We start from the raw sequence: 17,379 nt of genomic DNA on the forward strand, positions 1-17,379 counted from the left end.
CGCTCGCTTCGACGCCTCAAGCGCGACGTCCAAGCAAGGCGCCGCGCTCCAGCCACCATAGCAGCGCCGTCACTGCCAGCCAGCCTAGCCACCACGGCCAGCGTGGCAGCGGCCGGCGGCTGCCGACAGCCGCATCGCCGGCCGGCGACGGCGCCTGACTCAAGGCCACGGTTGCCGCGCGGTCGCGCGCATGGCGCAGGCCAGTCGCATCGTCAGCGCCGCGCACATAGAAATCGCGGCTCGTAGCGTCGCTGTCGAGTCGATACCAACCGGCCTCGCGCGGCCAGTACGCGGCGCAGTCACCGTCGCGCAGCAGCGCGGTCGCGTCGCCGGATGGCGCGATCGCCCGTGCGTCGGCGCCGATATCACACAGTGCCAAGCGCTCGCCGACCCAGACCGGATCGCGCCAGCCCGGCTCGACCCGCTGTGGCCGGGGCCGCGCCACGGCGCCGACGATGCGCGCCCACCAGGCACCGTAGCGACCGCCGTCGCCGGCCAGTTGCAGGCGGTAGCTGTCGAGCAGCGTGGTGATAGCGATGCGGCCGTCACCGTGATCGACGGCGACGACCAGGGGATCGCCGTCGCGATCCTGCGCGATCGCAGTGCCGCCGCCGATATCGAGCGCCGCCGCGGCGAATGCGGCGCCGTTGCCGGTGGCCGGACCACCGGGGAGCTGCACACTGCGCAGCTGATCCTGCGCGGTCAGCGTGAAACCCAAGGCCCGCCATTCGTCCAGCACCGCCGGATCGACCGGGCCGGTGACACGCAGCAGCAGCCCCAGGCCGTGTGCAACCGCGTCGAGCAGCGCTGTCTTTTCATCGGCGCCCAGCGTCGGCCAGGCGCGCTCGTCGACGACGACCATGTCGGCCTTGGCCAGCGCAGCCGGCGTCAGCGACGCATCGCCATCGTCGATCTGCAGGCCTTCGCTGAGACCGATGGTGGTCGCCAGCGTGACGCCGGCATCGCGTGCCCAGCGCCGCCAGTACTTCAGCTCCGGGTCTGGCGCGCCGGCACGCACGAGCATGTCCAGCGCCACGCCGCCCTCGGCGATCAGCGGCACGGCCGTTTCGTCGACGCGGTGCTGCTGCGCGTCCAGCGTCAGCAGCGAAAAGCGCAACCGGCCGCCGGCATTGGCGGTGCCGCCGAGCGTGAACGCGCCGCTGGAATCGACACGTACGCGGTCGACGACCGCGCCGGACGGATCATGCAGCTCGACCTGTACGGCCGGCGCCGCGACCCGACCGCTCAGCGTCCAGGCCTGGCCGATGCGCACCCGCTGCGGCGCCTGCAGCGCGATCAGGCCATGCCCGGCGGGCGGCGCGTACTGCACGCGCAAGCCGCGCGCGGCGTTTTGATCGCGTGGCGTCAGACCGTCGCCGATGACGTCGATACGGCGTAGCTGCGGATGCTCGCGTCGCGCCGTCGCCAGATCCGGGACGCGCGCGATGCGCGGCGGCGCCTTTGCCTCGGGCAAGGCGACCACGTCCTGCGCCAGCGGCGAGGTCGGCCGCGCCTGCGGATCGCCAGCGGTCAAGACCGTCAGCGCGTCGGCATGCCAGGCGCTGGTCGGCGGGTACAGCGTGAACCAGAACAGCAGCGCGGCCGCCAGTTGCAGGCCGGCGCGCAGCAGCCGTCGCGACCACGGCGGCGACGCGCGCAGACTCAGCCAGCAGCCGGCCAGTGTCGCCAACCCGAGGGCCGCCGCGATCCACGGCCGCATCTCCAGCGATGCCAGGGCGGCGATCATGGCGTCGCCCCTTGCAGCGCCTGACGATAGGCCTGGGTCTGCGCATCGGGCGCCGCGCGCGGCTGCAGCGCGGTCGGCGGCGTCGGCAGCAGCGGCCAGAGCCGCGCGGCGAGGCGCTGGCGGCACGCCGCGCAATCCGGTGTGCGGCGCAGCTCGTCGGCCGCGCGCAGAACATCGAGCGCCACATCGCCGTGCTGAGGGTGCGCGCGCAGCCAGGTATCGAGTGCAGCGGCGTCGACCGGCTGTCCGGTCTGCAGCGCGCGCCAGGCATCGACGACCGCTTGCGCCTCGCCGTCGCCGCTGCCGATCGGCGACGCCGGTGGATTGACCAAGCCGCTGCGATCGCCGGTCAGGCGCCGCTTCGGGTCGATCGGCGGCAGATCGAGACCGGCGCGCGCCAGATAGATGCGGGTCGACTGCTGCACCTGCTTGATCGCCTCCAGCGCGCGATGCTCGTGCGGCAGCGCTTCTGGCAGTTGCGCGGTGCGCAGCAGACCTTCGGCCGACCACATTTCGTTCAGCGCGCGACGCAGTAGCTGCTTGGTCGGTTCGTCGAACAGCGTCGCGGCTTCGGCGATGTCGTGCACATGCCCGTATTCCTGCTCGACGGCGCGCGCCGCATCGGGCGGCGGCGGCCCCTCGTGATCGTCGTGGTCCTCGTCGTGCGGGCCGCCTTCGGTTTCCTCGCCGAGGAAGCGCCCGTAGCGCAGGCGCAGCAACTTCTGATCGTCACCGATCGCATTGGCGCGCTTGGCATAGGCGGCCGTGGACAACTGCTCCTGTTGCGCGAGCAGCGCCTCGGTGTCGATGATGATCTGCCGTTCGCTGCGGAAGTACGCCGGCATCGCCTTGCCGACCAGGCCTTCCATGCCGACGCTCTCGTCATCGTCCTCGGCCGGCCAGCGCAGGATGAAACTGGCGCTGCGGCTGAGGTTGGGTGTCGGCTGACGATTGTCGGCAACGCTCAGGCGCACGATCAGATCGTCGCCTTGCTCGAAGCCGAGCTTGGTCAGATCGAGGGTGTCGCGGTATTCGCGGTCGTGCGCATCGCCGTCGCCCTTCAGCGTCACGGTCTGCTCGGTGACCTTGATCAGCTCGCCGGTGCCCTGTGCATGCGAGATCGACAGTTGCGCCTCGCCGAGGCCGTAGTCGTCGTGCGCGGCAAATGCCAGTTGCCACTGCTTCTGGTCCTTCTCCAACAGGTTCAGCGTCTTGTCCGGCGCGCGCACGGTGATCTGCGGCGGCAGATCGGGCCGCGCTTCGAGGCGATACAAACGCTGCGCATCGACGCCACTGCCGGGTGCGTCGATGCGGTACAGCGTCGACGCGGCAATCACTTGTTCGCCTTGCCACGCGTCGCCGTCGCGCTGCAGAGGCACGGCCTGGCCATCGCGCAGGCGCAGTGTCACCGCACTCGGCGCGTGCGCGAACCGCAGTTGCCAGCGCACCATGCTGCCGGCCGGAAAGCTTGCCTCGGCGCTCGTCGCGCGAAATGCGGCGACGCCGGTGTAAGTTGGCGGCGTGATACGCAGCCCGGCGGCCAAGCCGTCGGCGCCAACCGCTGGCGCCGCCGCGCCGCCGTGCAGCACATGGCCACGCCACGGCTGCCACGCGAACAGTCCGGCGACCAACAGCGACAGCGCCGCGGCGACCGCAACGCGACGTGCCGGCCAGGGCGGCCGCAAATCCGGCAGTGTCCGCTCGGCGAGTCGCGCGCGCAGGCGCTCGCGCTGCAACGCGATCAACGGCCCGGTCGTTTGCGTATCGACCAGCAACAAGGCGCTGCTGTCTTCGAGCTGCGGCCACTGCGCATCGAGTTGCCGCGCCAGCCAGCGCGTATCGAAGCGCGCGAGTCGGCGGCGCTCGACGAACGCGAGCATCAACAGCAGCGGCACGACGATGACGATCGCCAGCGGCCCTTCCAGCCACTGGGCAATGAACGCAATCGCCAGCAACGGCGGCACGGCGCGCGACAGATCGTTGAGCAACAGCCGGCGTTGCGCGGCGCGGCGCCGCGATTCCAGACGCGCGAGCAGCGAATCAGTCATCGCGCCGCCCCGATTGCCATAGCGCGCAAAGCCGTTCGGCGAGCAGCAACAGCGCGGCGAGCGCCAGCAACAAAGGCTGCAGCGGTGTACCGGTTTCGATGCTCGCCGCCGCCCCGTCGCTCGGCGCCACCGCATCGGCCAGGGTGCGCGCCGGCGGTTGCAAGGGGGCCAGCAACAAGCGACGCAAGGCGGCGGGTTCGCCAATGTCGGCCAGCGCCGGGATCGCCGTCACGTCAAACGCCGCCGGCACCGCGTAGCGACGCCCCTGCCCGACCGGCTGCGCCTGCAACGGCCAATGACCGTCCGCGGCATGCGACTGCAGCACGGTGCCGCCGCCGGCCAGCCAGGCCTGCGCCGCCGCATCCGGCGCGGCATCGAACAGGCACAGCAGCCGCAAACCGTCTGGCAGCGGCGCGCCCGTTTCCAGCAGGCGCAACTCGACCGCGGCGCCGTCCGCCTGCCAGGCCGCGACCAGCGCGCGCACGGTGCGCTGCTCGCCGTCGGGCGCCGACGCCGGCACTGCGACGATCGCCGCTTGCTGCGGTACGACCGGCAACGGCGCCGGCACGGTTTTCCAGGTCACGCGGCGACGCAGCCGCAGGCGCACCGCATCGTGATCGACGAGTTGCGACGGCAGCACCACGGTCATCGACGTCGCCAGCGGCAGGCGCGCATCGAGTTCGCGCAGCAAGGACAGATCGACGCGGCCCGTCGGCGCCTCGCTGATTGGCGGAAAGCCCGGCTGCAGCCAGTGCGCCTCGGCGCCCGGTGCCAGCGCGCGCACCTGCGCGACATCGAGCCCCGGCGCGATCAGCAGCCACGGCGCCGGCGCCGATCGCGACGCGTGACGCCAGAGCGGCTGCGCGAGCAGCAGCGCCAGCACCGCCAGCAGCAGCAGCCGCAAGGCCAGCAGCAACCAGGCACGCAACTGCAGGCGTTCGCGAAACGAGGTCTGCTCGGTGACGTGGCGCCAGGCCGCGAACGGCACGACGCGGTCCTGCGGTCGGCGCAGCAAATGGATGACGATGGGCAGCGCCAGCGTGGCCAGCGCCGCAAGGCCCAGCGGCCAGAGCCAGACCGTCATGCGCCCGGCACTCCACCAAACAAACGCCGCAGCGGCACGATCAGCGACGCATCGGTGTAGGCATCGACGGCGCCGATACCGGCGCGGGTCAGTTCACGCTGGCGCTCGGCACGCGCGGCGCCGAAGCGCGCCAGAAAGCCTGTGCGCACGCGCTCGGCGACGGCACGGCGCACGCCGGCGCCCTCCGGATCTTCAAAGCGTGGGCTGCCGTCGAACGGAAAGTCGCGCTCCTCGGCGGTCAGCAAGGTCACGAACGACACGTCGCGTCGCGTGCCGGCAAGGCGCATGGCAAGCCCGTCCATGGCCGGCTCGAAGCCGTCGCCGATCATCAGGACCAGCGCGCCCGGGGCGATGCGCGCCGGCAGCGGCGCCAGCGCCGCGGCATCCGGCCACGCGCCGCCGGCCTGCAGGGCGTCGAGCGCCAGCCCCAGACGATCGCGATGTCGGCGCCCCTCGCCGTCACCATGCATCGCGACGCGGTCGTTGCCGATCGCGATCAGGCCGAAGCGATCGTTCTGCCGCGTCGCCAGCTCGAAGACGCAGGCCGCCAGTGCCGCCGCCTGCGCCAGGCGCGTGCGCTGCGGTGCCGCGGCATCGGCCTGCCCCATCGACGCGCTGCAGTCGACGATCACCCAGACGTGCAGTTGCGCGTCGCGCTCGGCGTCGCGAACGAAGAAGCGGTCGGAGCGCGCATAGAGCTTCCAGTCGACGCGACGCGGTTCGTCGCCGGGCTGGTAGGCGCGGTATTCGGCGAATTCGAGGCCGCTGCCGCGATGCGGACTGGCGTGAAAGCCGGTGCCGAGGCCGGCCGGCGCATAACGCGAGCGCAGGCGCAGCGGCGCCAGCGCCGCGAGCAGCTCCGGCGCGATCAGCACGGTCGGCGCCCCTGGTTCGACGTCACGTCTCGGCTCAGGCGCTGAACGGTACCGATTCGAGCAGCAGCGCGACCGCCTCGTCGGTCGAGCGGCGCTCGGCCTCGGCGGTATACGACAGCAGCAGGCGATGACGCAGCACCGGCGCGAGCAGCACGGCGACGTCGTCGCGGGTCGCCGCCAGGCGTCCCTGCAACAGCGCGCGCGCCTTGGACGCCAGCACCAGCGACTGCCCGGCGCGCGGACCGGCGCCCCAGCGCAGCCATTCGCGAATCGCCGCGACGCTGGTGGTCTGCGGACGCGTGGCGCGCACCAGACGCGTGATCCAATCGAGTACGTCGTCGCCGATGTGCACGTCGCGCGTCAGCGCCTGCAAGGCGAGAATCTGCTCGCCGTCCATCACCGGCTCGATCGCCGCCGATGCACTGCCGGTGGTCGCCGCGAGGATCGCCTTCTCGTCGGCCTCGCTCGGATAGTCGACGCGAATGTGCAGCAAAAAGCGGTCGAGCTGCGCCTCCGGCAGCGGATAGGTGCCGGCCTGTTCGAGCGGATTCTGCGTCGCCAGCACGAAGAACGGCGACGGCAGCTTCCAGGTCGTGCCGGCATAGCTGACGGTGCGCTCCTGCATCGCTTCGAGCAGCGCCGCCTGGGTCTTCGGCGGCGTGCGGTTGAGCTCGTCGGCGAGCAGCAGGTTGGTGAACACCGGCCCCTGCTGGAATTTGAAATGGCGCTTGCCGGTGCCGTGATCCTCTTCGAGGATTTCGGTACCGAGAATGTCGCTGGGCATCAAGTCCGGCGTGAACTGCACGCGGCGGAAGTCCAGTTTCAGCGCCTGACCCAGCGAGCGCACGAACAGTGTCTTGCCGAGGCCCGGCACGCCTTCGAGCAGGCAGTGCCCGCCGGCGAGCAGGCCGATCAAAAGCTGCTCGACCGTCTCCTGCTGGCCGACGATGACGCGCGCCAGCGCGCTGCGCACGGCGGCGAGTCGTTCGAGTTGCTGGGCGAGCTGCGCTTCGTCGAGCGCAGGGCTTGCGGGGGATGCCATGGTCAGTCCTTGTCTGGCCGGAGCGTTGCCGTGCGACGCATCAGGCGGTCAACGCATAGGTCACGATGTTGACGGCGAACTTGCTGAGGTCTTCGGCCTGGAAGCGTTTGTTGCGCCAGTCGAAGTCCCATTCGCAGCCGAAGTCCTTATTGCTGTACAGCACGCCGAGGCGACCGTCGACGGTGATGCCCTTGAGATAGGCATGCACGAGGTCGTCACCCCAGCCGTTGAGTTCGATCGACGTCGCCGGCGGGCCGTCGTCGAACTTGAAGAACGCGCGATAGATCGGATGATCCTTGGGCAGCTTCTGCAGGCAATCGGCGCCGAACAGGCCGTTCATCTCGGTCTCGAACGACTTGGCGAACAGCCCGTCGATGTCGTGATTGCAGTCGTCGACGAAGACGAAGCCGCCGTTCTTCACGTAGCGCGCGAAATTGGCGCGCTCGTCCGGGTTGAATTCGACGAGCTTGTGGCCGGCCATGTAGCAGAACGGCGCGGCCAGCATGCGCGGATCGGCGAGCGGCACGACGTGCTCGACGGCATCGACGCGCAGCGTCGTGTACTGCAGCAGCGCGTCGATCAGATTGCTCGGCATGCGCTGGTCGACGTCCCAGTCGCCGGACTCGTACATGAGGCGCGTGAACCAGAAGTCGTAAGGGCCGCCGGCCGCCGCCGCACGGCCCGGCAGCGCCGCGGCCAGCGCGGCACTCCCAAAGCCCTGCAGCAGCGTACGGCGGCTCAGCATCACGAACGCCAGGGCCGCCGATCAGACCGCGTCGGACAGCGACGAGAACGTGAACTCGCGCAGCTTCATCGGCGGAATCACCATCAGGAACGGCGACTCCACATCGGACACACGCTCCGGTTTGCCGAATTCCTCGACGTTGTTGAGCATGATCACCGGCGACTCGTTGAAGCGGAAGTTCTTGATCGGATACTTCAGCTCGCCGTTCTCGATGTAGAACGTGCCGTCGCGGGTCAGGCCGGTCAGCAGCACGGTCTGCGGATCGACCATGCGGATGTACCAGGTGCGCGTGACGAGGATGCCCTTCTTGGTGCTCTTGACCAGATCCATCGTCGACTTGTCGCCGCCGAGCATGATGATGTTGCCGGGCATGCCGAGCGCCTGCTGCTTCTTCAGCTTGGCCCAGTAGCGCGAGTACTGCAGATACTTGACCACGCCCTTGTCGACGATCGTCACCTTCTCGCGCGGCAGACCGTCCTCGTCCCACGGAATCACCGGCGCCGCCGGATCGGCCGGATCGGCATAGATCGACACGCGCTCGTCGAAGACCTGCTCGCCGAGCTTGTTGCCACCGCCCTTCTTGGTCAGAAAGCTGCGGCCTTCGTCGGCCTGGCGCGCATCGAAACCGTTCATCATCCGCGCCAGCAGGCCGATGGTCGCCGCCGGTTCGAGCACCACGGTGTAGCGGCCCGGCTCCAGCGCCCGGGCGCCGGACGAGTCGCGCGCCTTCTGCATCGCGATCTGGATTTCGCTGGACGGATGGAAGTCGTCGACGTCGGCGACGTTGCGGCCAACCCAGCCGGAGCCGGTGCCGTCCGCCGTACGCACCGTGCAGGTGAAGTCGGAGCTGGTTTCGACCTGATAGCCGAAGTTGCCCTTGCTGTTGGCGATCGCTGACATGCGCTGCCCGTCGAGCAGAAAGCCGGCGGCGACCAATTTGTCCTTCTTGCACGGCTCGATGCACGCGGCGGCGACGCTGGCGCGATAGGCCGGCGTGATCGCGGCGGTCGACTTGCGGAAGGTGTCGGTGGCGACGTACTTCTGCTTGTCGATGGCCGGCATGAATTCCGGGTTCTCCGGCGCCAGCTTGGCCAGCTCCTCGGCGCGACGCACGCCACGCAGCAGCGAGGCATCGTCGAACTGATTGACGGTGGCGGTTCCGACACGCTTGCCGTAGGCCACCTCGATCACCAGCTCGGCGTTGTGCACGAGGCCGCTGGTCGAAACGCTGTTGCGCGCAAAGCGGATATTGCCTTCGGTGGAACCGTTCAGCGACGCCGTGCACTGATCGGCCTTCGACATCTTGATGACCTTGTCGAGCAAGGCCTTGGCATCTGATTCGGTGAAGATCATGTTCTCGTTCTCTGGATCAGGCCGCGGGCATCAGCCCAGCGAGCGGGCCGTGTTGATGACGTTGATGCCGTTGAAGCGCGCGGTCGACGAACCATGCGACACCGCCGACACCTGCTCGGGCTGGCCCTTGCCGTCGAAGAACGAACCACCGAAGCGGTAGTCGCGGTCGTCGCAGACGCCGACGCAGGCATTCCAGAATTCCGGCGTACGGATCTGATAGGCCACGTCTTCGATCTGCTCGGTGATCTTGCCATTCTTGATTTCATAGAACAGCTGGCCGCCGAACTGCGCGTTGTAGCGCTGCTGGTCGATCGAGAACGAACCGTTGCCGACGATGTAGATGCCGTTCTCGACGTCCTTGATCATGTCGTCGACGCCGATCGCCTTGTTGCCCGGCGCCAGCGACACGTTGGCCATGCGCTGGAACTGCACGCTGGCCCAGCTGTCGGCGTAGCAGCAGCCCTGCGAATGCTTGAGGCCGAGGATGTGCGCCTGATCGCGGATCACCTGATAGTTGACGAGCACGCCGTCCTTGATCAGATCCCAGCGCTGCGTCTTCACGCCTTCGTCGTCATAGCCGACGCAACCCAGCGTACCCGGCTGGGTCTTGTCGGCGAAGATCGTGACCTCGTCGCTGCCGTACTTGAACTTGCCCGACTTCCACTTGTCGAGCGTCGCGAAGCTGGTGCCGGCAAAGTTGGCCTCGTAGCCGAGCACGCGATCGAGTTCGGTCGGATGACCGACCGATTCGTGAATCGTCAGCCACAGGTGCGACGGATCGAGCACCAGGTCATAGCGGCCCGGCTTGACCGACGGCGCCTTGAGCTTGGCGCGCGCCTGCTTGGCGGCGGCCACCGCGTCCTCGACCATGTTGTACGAGTTCGAATACGCGACCGCCCCGCCCGGCAGCGCGACACGCCCGGACGGCTTGCCGTCGAGGTATTCGTAGCCCATGCCCATCGGCGCCGACAGGCCGGCGCGCGAACGGAACTTGCCGGATTGCTTGTCGATCGCGGTCGCTTCGAGCGGCGCCCAGATGCGGTGAATGTCCTGGTCGATGTACGAGCCGTCGGTGCTGGCGAAATACTTCTGCTCGTTGACCAGGAACATGATCGAACGCACGAAGTCGGCGCCGGCCTTCAGCGCGTGATTGTTGACGTCCATCAGCAGATCGGCCTTTTCCTTGACCGGCACCTGCATGGCGTTCTTGACGATGGGCGTGGCCCAGCTCACCTCGCCGACGCCCTTGACCGGCGCCAGCTGCACCGGCTCGCTCTGGAACTTGGAATTGGCCTTGGCAATCGCCACCGCCTCGGCGGTCGCCTTGGCCACGCCGTCGTCGCTGAAGTCGGACGTCGCGGCAAAGCCCCAGGTGCCGTTGGCGATGACGCGGATGCCGGTACCGACCGACTCCGTGTTGACGATGTTCTCGACGCGGTTCTCGCGCGTGATGACGAACTGCCGCAGATAACGGCCGATGCGCACATCGCAGTAGGTGGCGCCGGCCTTGGTCGCGGCATTGAGCGCGACGTCGGCCAGGCGCTTCTTCACGGCCACGTCGATCTTGGTGGTCAGCACCTCAGCCGCCACGGCGTTGCCGTAGGACGGCAACAGCAGCGCGCCGAGGCCGGCTCCGCCCATTCTCAGAAAGTCACGTCTTTGCATGCTGGCTCCGCTTGGTTCGAACCGCGAAATGAGCAGCGGTCGGCACCGGTTCAACGATCAGGCGGGAGCAAACGCACGCACCGCCCCCCAACCGGCGCACCGCAATCCGGTCGAGCATGCAGGCATCGTTCCAAAATCAACAGAGTGATAACCCGGTAGCGCCGGCACGCCAGGTGTGAGCCAGTGCGAAAGGCGTGCACGCGAGCTCAGTCTCGCACTGCGTCGCTCAGGGTAGCGGGCCGATATCCGGCTTGCGTCCGGTCAGCTCCAGCTCGAGCTGGGCGAGCAACTGCTGAAAGCGGTGCGCGCCCGCCAGTCGTGCAATCTGCAGACCGCCCTGCAGCGCGGCGCCGACGACCACTGCCTTGTCATAGGCATCGCCGTCGAAGCGCAGCGAGCGGTCGCGACGGCCTTCCTCCAAGGTCAGCACCAGCCACGCATAGGTTTCACGCATCAAGGTGCGCGCTTCGAGGCGGACCTGATCGGACAGCACGCCGAAGTCGGCGCCGAACGCACCACCGGGGCACAGGCGCCCGCTGTCGCCGGCGTCGAGATGCTCGGTATAGGTGCGAAAGTACGCATGCAGGCGCTGCCAGCCGGACAGATCGATCGGTAGCGCGCGCACCCACTGCTGAAAACTGTCGCGATACCGGTGAACCAGCGCGACACCGAGATCGTCCTTGGTCGCGAAGTAGTAATGCACCGCCGCCGTGCGGATGCCGAGCTGCACGGCAATGTGCTGATAGCTGAACCCATTGAAGCCACGCTGCAGCAGCAGCACCTCGGCGCAGCGCAGAATCTCTTCCCGGGTATCAGGCCGGCCGCGCGGCCGGCGACGGGGCTTGCTGTCGGCTGCATCGACCATGAGTCAGTCTAGGCCGGCGCACGCCGCACTCGCAAATTGCACGAGTCAGGTCGCTGAGAGCAACACGACGGCGTGTGCCGCCAGGCCTTCCTTGCGGCCGATCGCGTCCATGCCCTCGTTGGTCGTCGCCTTGACGTTGACATCCTCGACCGCGACGCCGAGCCCGGCGGCGAGCTGCTCGCACATCGCCGCGGTGTGGGCAGAAACACGCGGCGCTTGCGCGATCAGCGTCAGGTCGGCATTGACCACCTGATATCCGGCGGCGCGCACGCGGCGCATCACCTCGTCGAGCAGGCGACGGCTGTCGATGCCCTTGAACTGCGGGTCGTTGTCGGGAAACAGCTTGCCGATGTCGCCGCCGCGGATCGCGCCGAGCAGCGCGTCGCACAGGGCGTGAATGATGGCGTCACCATCGGAGTGCGCGACGATGCGGTACGCACACGGAATGTGTACGCCGCCGAGTTGTACGCCGTCGCCGGCTTCGAGCCGGTGCGAATCGAAGCCGTGGCCGATGCGCAGTTTCATGCCTCGCCTCCCCGTCTGGTGCGCTGCCGGAGCCAGAACTGCGCCAGCTCCAGATCGTCTGGATATGTCACCTTGATATTGGCCTCGCTGCCGCGCACCAGCCTGGGCCGATAGCCACGGCGCTCCATCGCGCTGGCCTCGTCGGTGACTTCGAGCTTGTCCGCCTTGCAGTCCAGCAACGCCTCCATCAGCAGCCCCAGCCGGAACAGCTGCGGCGTCTGCGCACGCCACAGCGTGGCACGGTCGACCGTCTCGGCGATGCGATTCTGACGGCCGCGCTTGAGCGTGTCGGTGACCGGCAAGGCCAGGATGCCGCCATGCTCGTCGTCGGCGTCCTCGCAGAGCCGGTCGATGTCGGCCGCCTGTACGCACGGCCGCGCGGCGTCATGAACCAGGACGTGCACGTGGCGAAAGCCACGCGTGCGCGCCGCCACCGCTTCGAGTCCGGCCAATACCGAGTCGGCGCGTGCCGCACCCCCGGTGGTCGTGACGATGCGCGGATGGCCGGCGATCGGCAGCTTGGCGAACTCAACGTCGCTGCGCGCCAGCACGATCACCACGCCGTCGATCCATTCGGCTTCGAGAAACGGCGCCAGCGACCATTCGATCAGTGCGCGGCCCTGCAGCGGCAAATATTGCTTGGGACGGCCGCTGGCCATGCGGGTGCCGCCGCCGGCGGCCGGAATCACGGCCCAGTAACGCGCGTTGCTGGAGGACACGGGCGCGCGGTCGGGATTAACGCTGGACGACCAGATAGAAGGTCTCGCCTTCCTTGATCATGCCCATGGTTTCGCGTGCACGGCCTTCGATGGCGACGACACCGGAATTCAGATCCTGGACTTCGGCATCGAGCTTGGCGTTGCGAGCACGCAGACGTTCGTTGTTGGCCGCCTGCTGGGCGACCTCCACTTTCAGGCGGTGCGTATGCGCGATCCCGCCCTTGGCGACCCACAGCCGCCACTGCAAGCCGAGCAGCAGCGCCGCGAGAACGACGAGGATCACACGTTGAGCCATGTCCGAGTCTAGTCCAGCAGGCCGATGCGCTTCCAGCACCGCGAAAGCGGCACCGGCCTGATGGACTGCCGTCTTAGACGACGATCGGGAACGCGCCGGCACCCGGGTAGCGGGCGCGCGAGCCCAGCTTGCGCTCGATGCGCAGCAGCTGGTTGTACTTGGCCATGCGATCCGAGCGGCACAGCGAGCCGGTCTTGATCTGCGTGGCGGTCGTGCCGACCGCGATGTCGGCGATCGTCGCATCCTCGGTCTCGCCCGAGCGATGGCTGACGACGCTGGTGTAGCCGGCGTCGGTCGCCATCTGGATCGCTTCCAGCGTCTCGGTCAGCGTGCCGATCTGGTTCGGCTTGATCAGGATCGAGTTGGCGATACCGCGGATGATGCCCTCGGCGAGAATCTTGGTGTTGGTCACGAACAGATCGTCGCCGACCAGCTGCACCTTGTTGCCGAGCTTTTCGGTGAGGATCTTCCAGCCCTTCCAGTCACCTTCCGCACAGCCGTCCTCGACCGAGATGATCGGGTACTTGGCGCAGATGCCGGCGAGGTATTCGGCAAACTGTTCGCTGGTGTAGCTCTTGCCTTCACCGTGCAGCGTGTACTTGCCCTTGGCGTAAAACTCGCTGGACGCGACGTCGAGGCCCAGGTAGACGTCCTTGCCCGGCTTGTAGCCGGCCTTCTCGATCGCTTCGAGCAGGCAGTCGAGCGCCGCCACGTTCGACGGCAGGTTCGGCGCGAAGCCACCCTCGTCGCCAACCGCGGTGTTGAGCTTGCGCGCCTGCAGCACCTTCTTCAGCGTGTGGAAGATTTCCGAGCCGTAGCGCAGCGCTTCGGAGAAGCTCGGCGCGCCGACCGGCAGGATCATGAATTCCTGGATGTCGATGTTGTTGTCGGCATGCGCGCCGCCGTTGATGACATTCATCATCGGCACCGGCAGCGTCACGCTGGAAATGCCGCCCAGATGCTGGAACAACGGCAGGAAGTTTTCCTCGGCGGCGGCCTTGGCCGTCGCCAGCGACACCGCGAGGATGGCGTTGGCACCGAGCTTGGACTTGTTCTCGGTGCCGTCGGCTTCGATCATCGCCTGATCGACGCCAGCCTGATCCTGCGCATCGAGACCGGTCACGACCTTGGCCAGCGGGCCTTCGACATTGGCCACCGCCTTCTTCGTGCCCTTGCCCAGATAGCGGGCCTTGCCCTTCTTCGGCGCACCGTCACGCAGCTCGACCGCCTCGCGCGTACCGGTCGACGCGCCGCTCGGCGCTGCCGCACGGCCCGTGGCACCGGATTCCAGCTCGACTTCGGCTTCCACTGTCGGGTTGCCGCGGGAATCGATGATTTCGAGGGCGGTGACTTTGACGATCTTCGACATGGGGAACTGAAGCTCCGATTGCGGAAAAAGATCAGCGATTCTAGCGGCTAAGCGCTTTCCGCGTCATGACCGGATCACGGCCGCAATCTGGCTTTCTTGCAGAAAACTGTCCAAATTGAAAGTTTTCTCGCCGGATCGTGGGCATTCTTCCCTATTGGAAGCAAAGACTTAGACACGTAACTTGGTTCACGGGGAAGGACCAGATTGTCTGGGCCAAGGATGGCGCCACCGCCAACCTTTTCAGGGGGATTACGTTGACGATGAATATCCGTCGGCGCTGCATCGGCAGCGTCACGTTCACACTTGCGCTCGTGGCAATGGGCGCCAGCCAGTTCGCACAAGCCACACCGGACCGCTTGACCACCACGCGCGAACAGGCGATCAGCCAGCTCAGCGGCGCGGTCTCGGGCCAGCTCAGCAGCGCCAGCCGTACGCCAGAGCTCTACACCACCGTTCACAGCCAGAGCAGCACACCGCTGCTGGTCGACAATGCCGCCAGTTCGCCACTGTCGCGCGCACAGTTCTTCCTGTCCGTCTACGGCGGCCTGTACGGCGTGACGGACGCGGCCAGCGAGCTGCGTCAGACGCGCTTGTCGCGTGACGGCAACGGCAATACGCACGTGCATCTCGATCAGGTCTACCAGGGCCTGCCAGTGTTCGGCGCGCGCGTCGTCGTGCACATGAACGACGCCGGCATCATCGGCACCAACGGTGTGTTCGTCGACGGCCTGCAGGGCCTGTCGACCGAAGCCAAGATGCCGGTCGCTGCCTTGCGTGCACGTGGCCTGGCGGCCGCTCGCAAGCTGCATCCGGACGCGCAGCTCAGCGTCGAGTCGAGCCGCTTGATGATCTACCGCACCGGCCTGCTCAAGGGCCTGGCCGGCAAGAACTTCCTGGCCTACGAGGTCATGGTCAAAGGCGCCGCCGGCGAAGGCGTGCGCGAGCGCCTGATCCTCAACGCCAACAGCGGCGGCTTGCTCAACCGCATCAACGAAATCCACAGCGTCCTGAATCGCGAGATTTACACGCCGACCATGGATGCGCCGCCGGTGCTCACCGAGGGCAGCGCGCTGGCCCCGGCCGATCCCGAGTTCGCCGGCGACACCATGGGCGACCCGGCGTCGTCGCGCGTACCGCCGATCGGCGTACCGGACCTCCTGCTGCCGCTGAACAATCTCTACATCTTCGCCGGCGGCACTTACACGCTGTACAAGAACCTGTTCGGCCGTGACGGCTATGACGACGGTGCGACCGCGCCTGAAGATCAGGTGCAGCGCAGCGTCTACCTGGTCAACGAGAACTGCCCGAACGCCTACTGGGACGGCACCTCGACGAACTACTGCCCGCTGTTCGACGCCGACGACGTGGTCAGCCACGAATGGAGCCACGCCTATACCGAGTACACGCACGGCCTGGTCTACCAGTACCAGTCCGGCGCACTGAACGAAGCGTATTCGGACATCTTCGGTGAGACCTACGATCTCGTGAACGGGATCGAGGGCCCGCTCGGCGTGACGCTGACCGAAGGCACGACCTACGACAACGGCGGCAGCCGCTGGGTCGTCGGCGAGGATCTTTCGGAAGTCGCGGCCGGCCTCCTCCTGCGCGACATGTGGGATCCGGACGCCTTCCCGACTCCGTCGCCGGGCAGCGTCATCACGTCCGAGAACTACTACTGCGGTACATCCGACAACGGCGGCGTGCACACCAACTCCGGCGTCGCCAACCACGCCTACGCGATGCTGGTCGACGGCAAGGAGTTCAACGGCTACACGATTCCGAAGATCGGCCTGATCAAGGCCGCGCATATCTACTTCCAGGCCGAAACCCATCACCAGACGCCGACCACCAACTATGCCCAGCATGCCGACGCGCTCGAACAGTCCTGCCAGGAACTGATCGGCGAGCCGCTCAATGATGTGTTCGGCAACGTCTCCGGCGACGTCATCACCGCCGCCGACTGCGACGCCGTGCACACGGCGACGCTGGCCGTCGAGTTCCGCGGCACCGACGAGATGTCGGTCGCCGAGAAGTGCGATTACATCCCGGTGCTGCAACCGGAAGACAGCACGCCGGCACTATGTCCGAGCGGCGAATCCGCCGTGGCGGTGCTCAACGAGGACTGGGAGAGCGGCATGCCGGCCAGCTGGACACTCGGCAAGGACGTGACCGGCGACACCGAAGCCCCGCACTTCGTGTTCGAAACCAGCGGCGACCTGCCGTCGCCGCATACCGGTCACGCCGCGTTCGCGCTCGACGATACCGGCGGTACCTGCGCGTCGGGCGGCGACTATTCGGGCTCACACTGGATGGACTCGCCGGCCGTCACAGTCGCCGAAGACGCGCTGTTCCTGGAGTTCTCGCACTTCATGCAGGCCGAGGCCGGTTATGACGGCGGCAACCTCAAGTACAGCATCAATGGCGCCGACTTCGCGGTCGTGCCGGATGCCGCCTTCACGTACAACGGCCATAGCGGCAGCTTCAGCAACGCGCCGCTTCTCGAAGGCGTGCCCGACCCAACCGGTCTGACCGGCAACAACACCAACCCGCTGGCCAGCCAGAGCGCCTGGACCGGCTCGGACCAGGGTGAAGCGACCGGCAGCTGGGGCGACACCATCGTCGACCTGGGCGCGCTGGGCGCGGTCGCCGGCGATTCCGTCGTGTTCCGCTGGGAATGGGGCAACGACGGCTGCGGCGGCAACCTCGGCTGGTTCGTCGACGACGTGCAGGTCTATAGCTGCGCGGTCAGTGACGGCGGCACCACCGGCGGTTCGACCACCGGCGGCAGCACCACGGGCGGCTCGACGACGGGGGGCTCGACCACCGGCGGCAGCACGACCGGCGGCGCGACCACAGGCAGCAACGGCACCGGCGGCGGCAGCCTGATGGGGCTGGACCTGCTGGCACTGCTGGCGGCTCTCGGCTGGCGCCGACGTCGCATGCGCTGAGCGCAGCAAGCAGGAACGAAAAAGGCCGGCACCTGCCGGCCTTTTTCGTTGACGCCTCACAATCCGTCGCGGACACTGCCGCAACTTTCCATCAGACCC

General features: G+C 67.6%; 14 protein-coding genes. 1 reads left to right on the plus strand and 13 read right to left on the minus strand.

All coding sequences use genetic code 11. The features are described 5' to 3' along the window. Positions 1 to 16: 16 nt before the first annotated feature. The 13 genes from G7Y82_RS19335 to eno form a co-directional block, all read right to left on the minus strand. On the minus strand, positions 17 to 1,747 hold the full coding sequence (locus G7Y82_RS19335) for a carboxypeptidase regulatory-like domain-containing protein (RefSeq protein ID WP_168149775.1): 1,731 nt from the start codon (positions 1,745 to 1,747) through the stop codon (positions 17 to 19). Further along, on the minus strand, positions 1,744 to 3,795 hold the full coding sequence (locus G7Y82_RS19340) for a DUF4175 domain-containing protein (RefSeq protein ID WP_168149776.1): 2,052 nt from the start codon (positions 3,793 to 3,795) through the stop codon (positions 1,744 to 1,746). The genes G7Y82_RS19335 and G7Y82_RS19340 overlap by 4 nt, the downstream gene beginning before the upstream one ends. Beyond that, positions 3,788 to 4,879 carry a BatA domain-containing protein gene (locus G7Y82_RS19345; RefSeq protein WP_168149777.1) on the minus strand — a complete coding sequence of 364 codons (1,092 nt, stop codon included), beginning with the start codon at positions 4,877 to 4,879 and terminating at the stop codon, positions 3,788 to 3,790. The genes G7Y82_RS19340 and G7Y82_RS19345 overlap by 8 nt, the downstream gene beginning before the upstream one ends. After that, positions 4,876 to 5,754, minus strand: a complete 879-nt coding sequence (locus tag G7Y82_RS19350; protein ID WP_168149778.1) for a DUF58 domain-containing protein — start codon at positions 5,752 to 5,754, stop codon at positions 4,876 to 4,878. Before G7Y82_RS19350 ends, G7Y82_RS19345 begins: the two co-directional genes overlap by 4 nt. Positions 5,755 to 5,788: 34 nt before the next feature. Further along, positions 5,789 to 6,796, minus strand: a complete 1,008-nt coding sequence (locus tag G7Y82_RS19355) for an AAA family ATPase (RefSeq protein WP_168149779.1) — start codon at positions 6,794 to 6,796, stop codon at positions 5,789 to 5,791. A 40-nt stretch (positions 6,797 to 6,836) separates the two neighbouring features. Then, positions 6,837 to 7,541: a DUF4159 domain-containing protein gene (locus tag G7Y82_RS19360; RefSeq protein WP_168149780.1), complete on the minus strand. Its 705-nt coding sequence runs from the start codon at positions 7,539 to 7,541 to the stop codon at positions 6,837 to 6,839. A 21-nt stretch (positions 7,542 to 7,562) separates the two neighbouring features. Then, positions 7,563 to 8,894: a TldD/PmbA family protein gene (locus tag G7Y82_RS19365; RefSeq protein WP_168149781.1), complete on the minus strand. Its 1,332-nt coding sequence runs from the start codon at positions 8,892 to 8,894 to the stop codon at positions 7,563 to 7,565. Positions 8,895 to 8,924: 30 nt separating this feature from the next. After that, positions 8,925 to 10,559 carry a TldD/PmbA family protein gene (locus G7Y82_RS19370; protein WP_168149782.1) on the minus strand — a complete coding sequence of 545 codons (1,635 nt, stop codon included), beginning with the start codon at positions 10,557 to 10,559 and terminating at the stop codon, positions 8,925 to 8,927. A 226-nt stretch (positions 10,560 to 10,785) separates the two neighbouring features. After that, positions 10,786 to 11,424 carry a TetR/AcrR family transcriptional regulator gene (locus G7Y82_RS19375; protein ID WP_168149783.1) on the minus strand — a complete coding sequence of 213 codons (639 nt, stop codon included), beginning with the start codon at positions 11,422 to 11,424 and terminating at the stop codon, positions 10,786 to 10,788. A 45-nt stretch (positions 11,425 to 11,469) separates the two neighbouring features. Next, on the minus strand, positions 11,470 to 11,949 hold the full coding sequence (ispF, locus tag G7Y82_RS19380) for a 2-C-methyl-D-erythritol 2,4-cyclodiphosphate synthase (protein ID WP_206370890.1): 480 nt from the start codon (positions 11,947 to 11,949) through the stop codon (positions 11,470 to 11,472). Next, positions 11,946 to 12,668: a 2-C-methyl-D-erythritol 4-phosphate cytidylyltransferase gene (gene ispD / locus G7Y82_RS19385; protein ID WP_168149784.1), complete on the minus strand. Its 723-nt coding sequence runs from the start codon at positions 12,666 to 12,668 to the stop codon at positions 11,946 to 11,948. Before ispD ends, ispF begins: the two co-directional genes overlap by 4 nt. 16 nt (positions 12,669 to 12,684) lie before the next feature. Continuing rightward, positions 12,685 to 12,963, minus strand: a complete 279-nt coding sequence (gene ftsB / locus G7Y82_RS19390) for a cell division protein FtsB (RefSeq protein WP_168149785.1) — start codon at positions 12,961 to 12,963, stop codon at positions 12,685 to 12,687. Between the two features lie 73 nt (positions 12,964 to 13,036). Continuing rightward, positions 13,037 to 14,332, minus strand: a complete 1,296-nt coding sequence (eno, locus tag G7Y82_RS19395; protein ID WP_168149786.1) for a phosphopyruvate hydratase — start codon at positions 14,330 to 14,332, stop codon at positions 13,037 to 13,039. Between the two features lie 260 nt (positions 14,333 to 14,592). On the opposite strand from eno, the gene G7Y82_RS19400 reads away from it, so the two are divergent. Then, the gene (locus G7Y82_RS19400; protein WP_168149787.1) at positions 14,593 to 17,280 is read left to right on the plus strand and encodes a M4 family metallopeptidase; all 2,688 of its coding nucleotides are present in this window, start codon (positions 14,593 to 14,595) and stop codon (positions 17,278 to 17,280) included. Positions 17,281 to 17,379: the final 99 nt, after the last annotated feature.

The sequence above is a fragment of the Solimonas marina genome (assembly GCF_012241385.1).
GTDB classification, from domain to species: Bacteria; Pseudomonadota; Gammaproteobacteria; order Nevskiales; family Nevskiaceae; genus Solimonas; species Solimonas marina.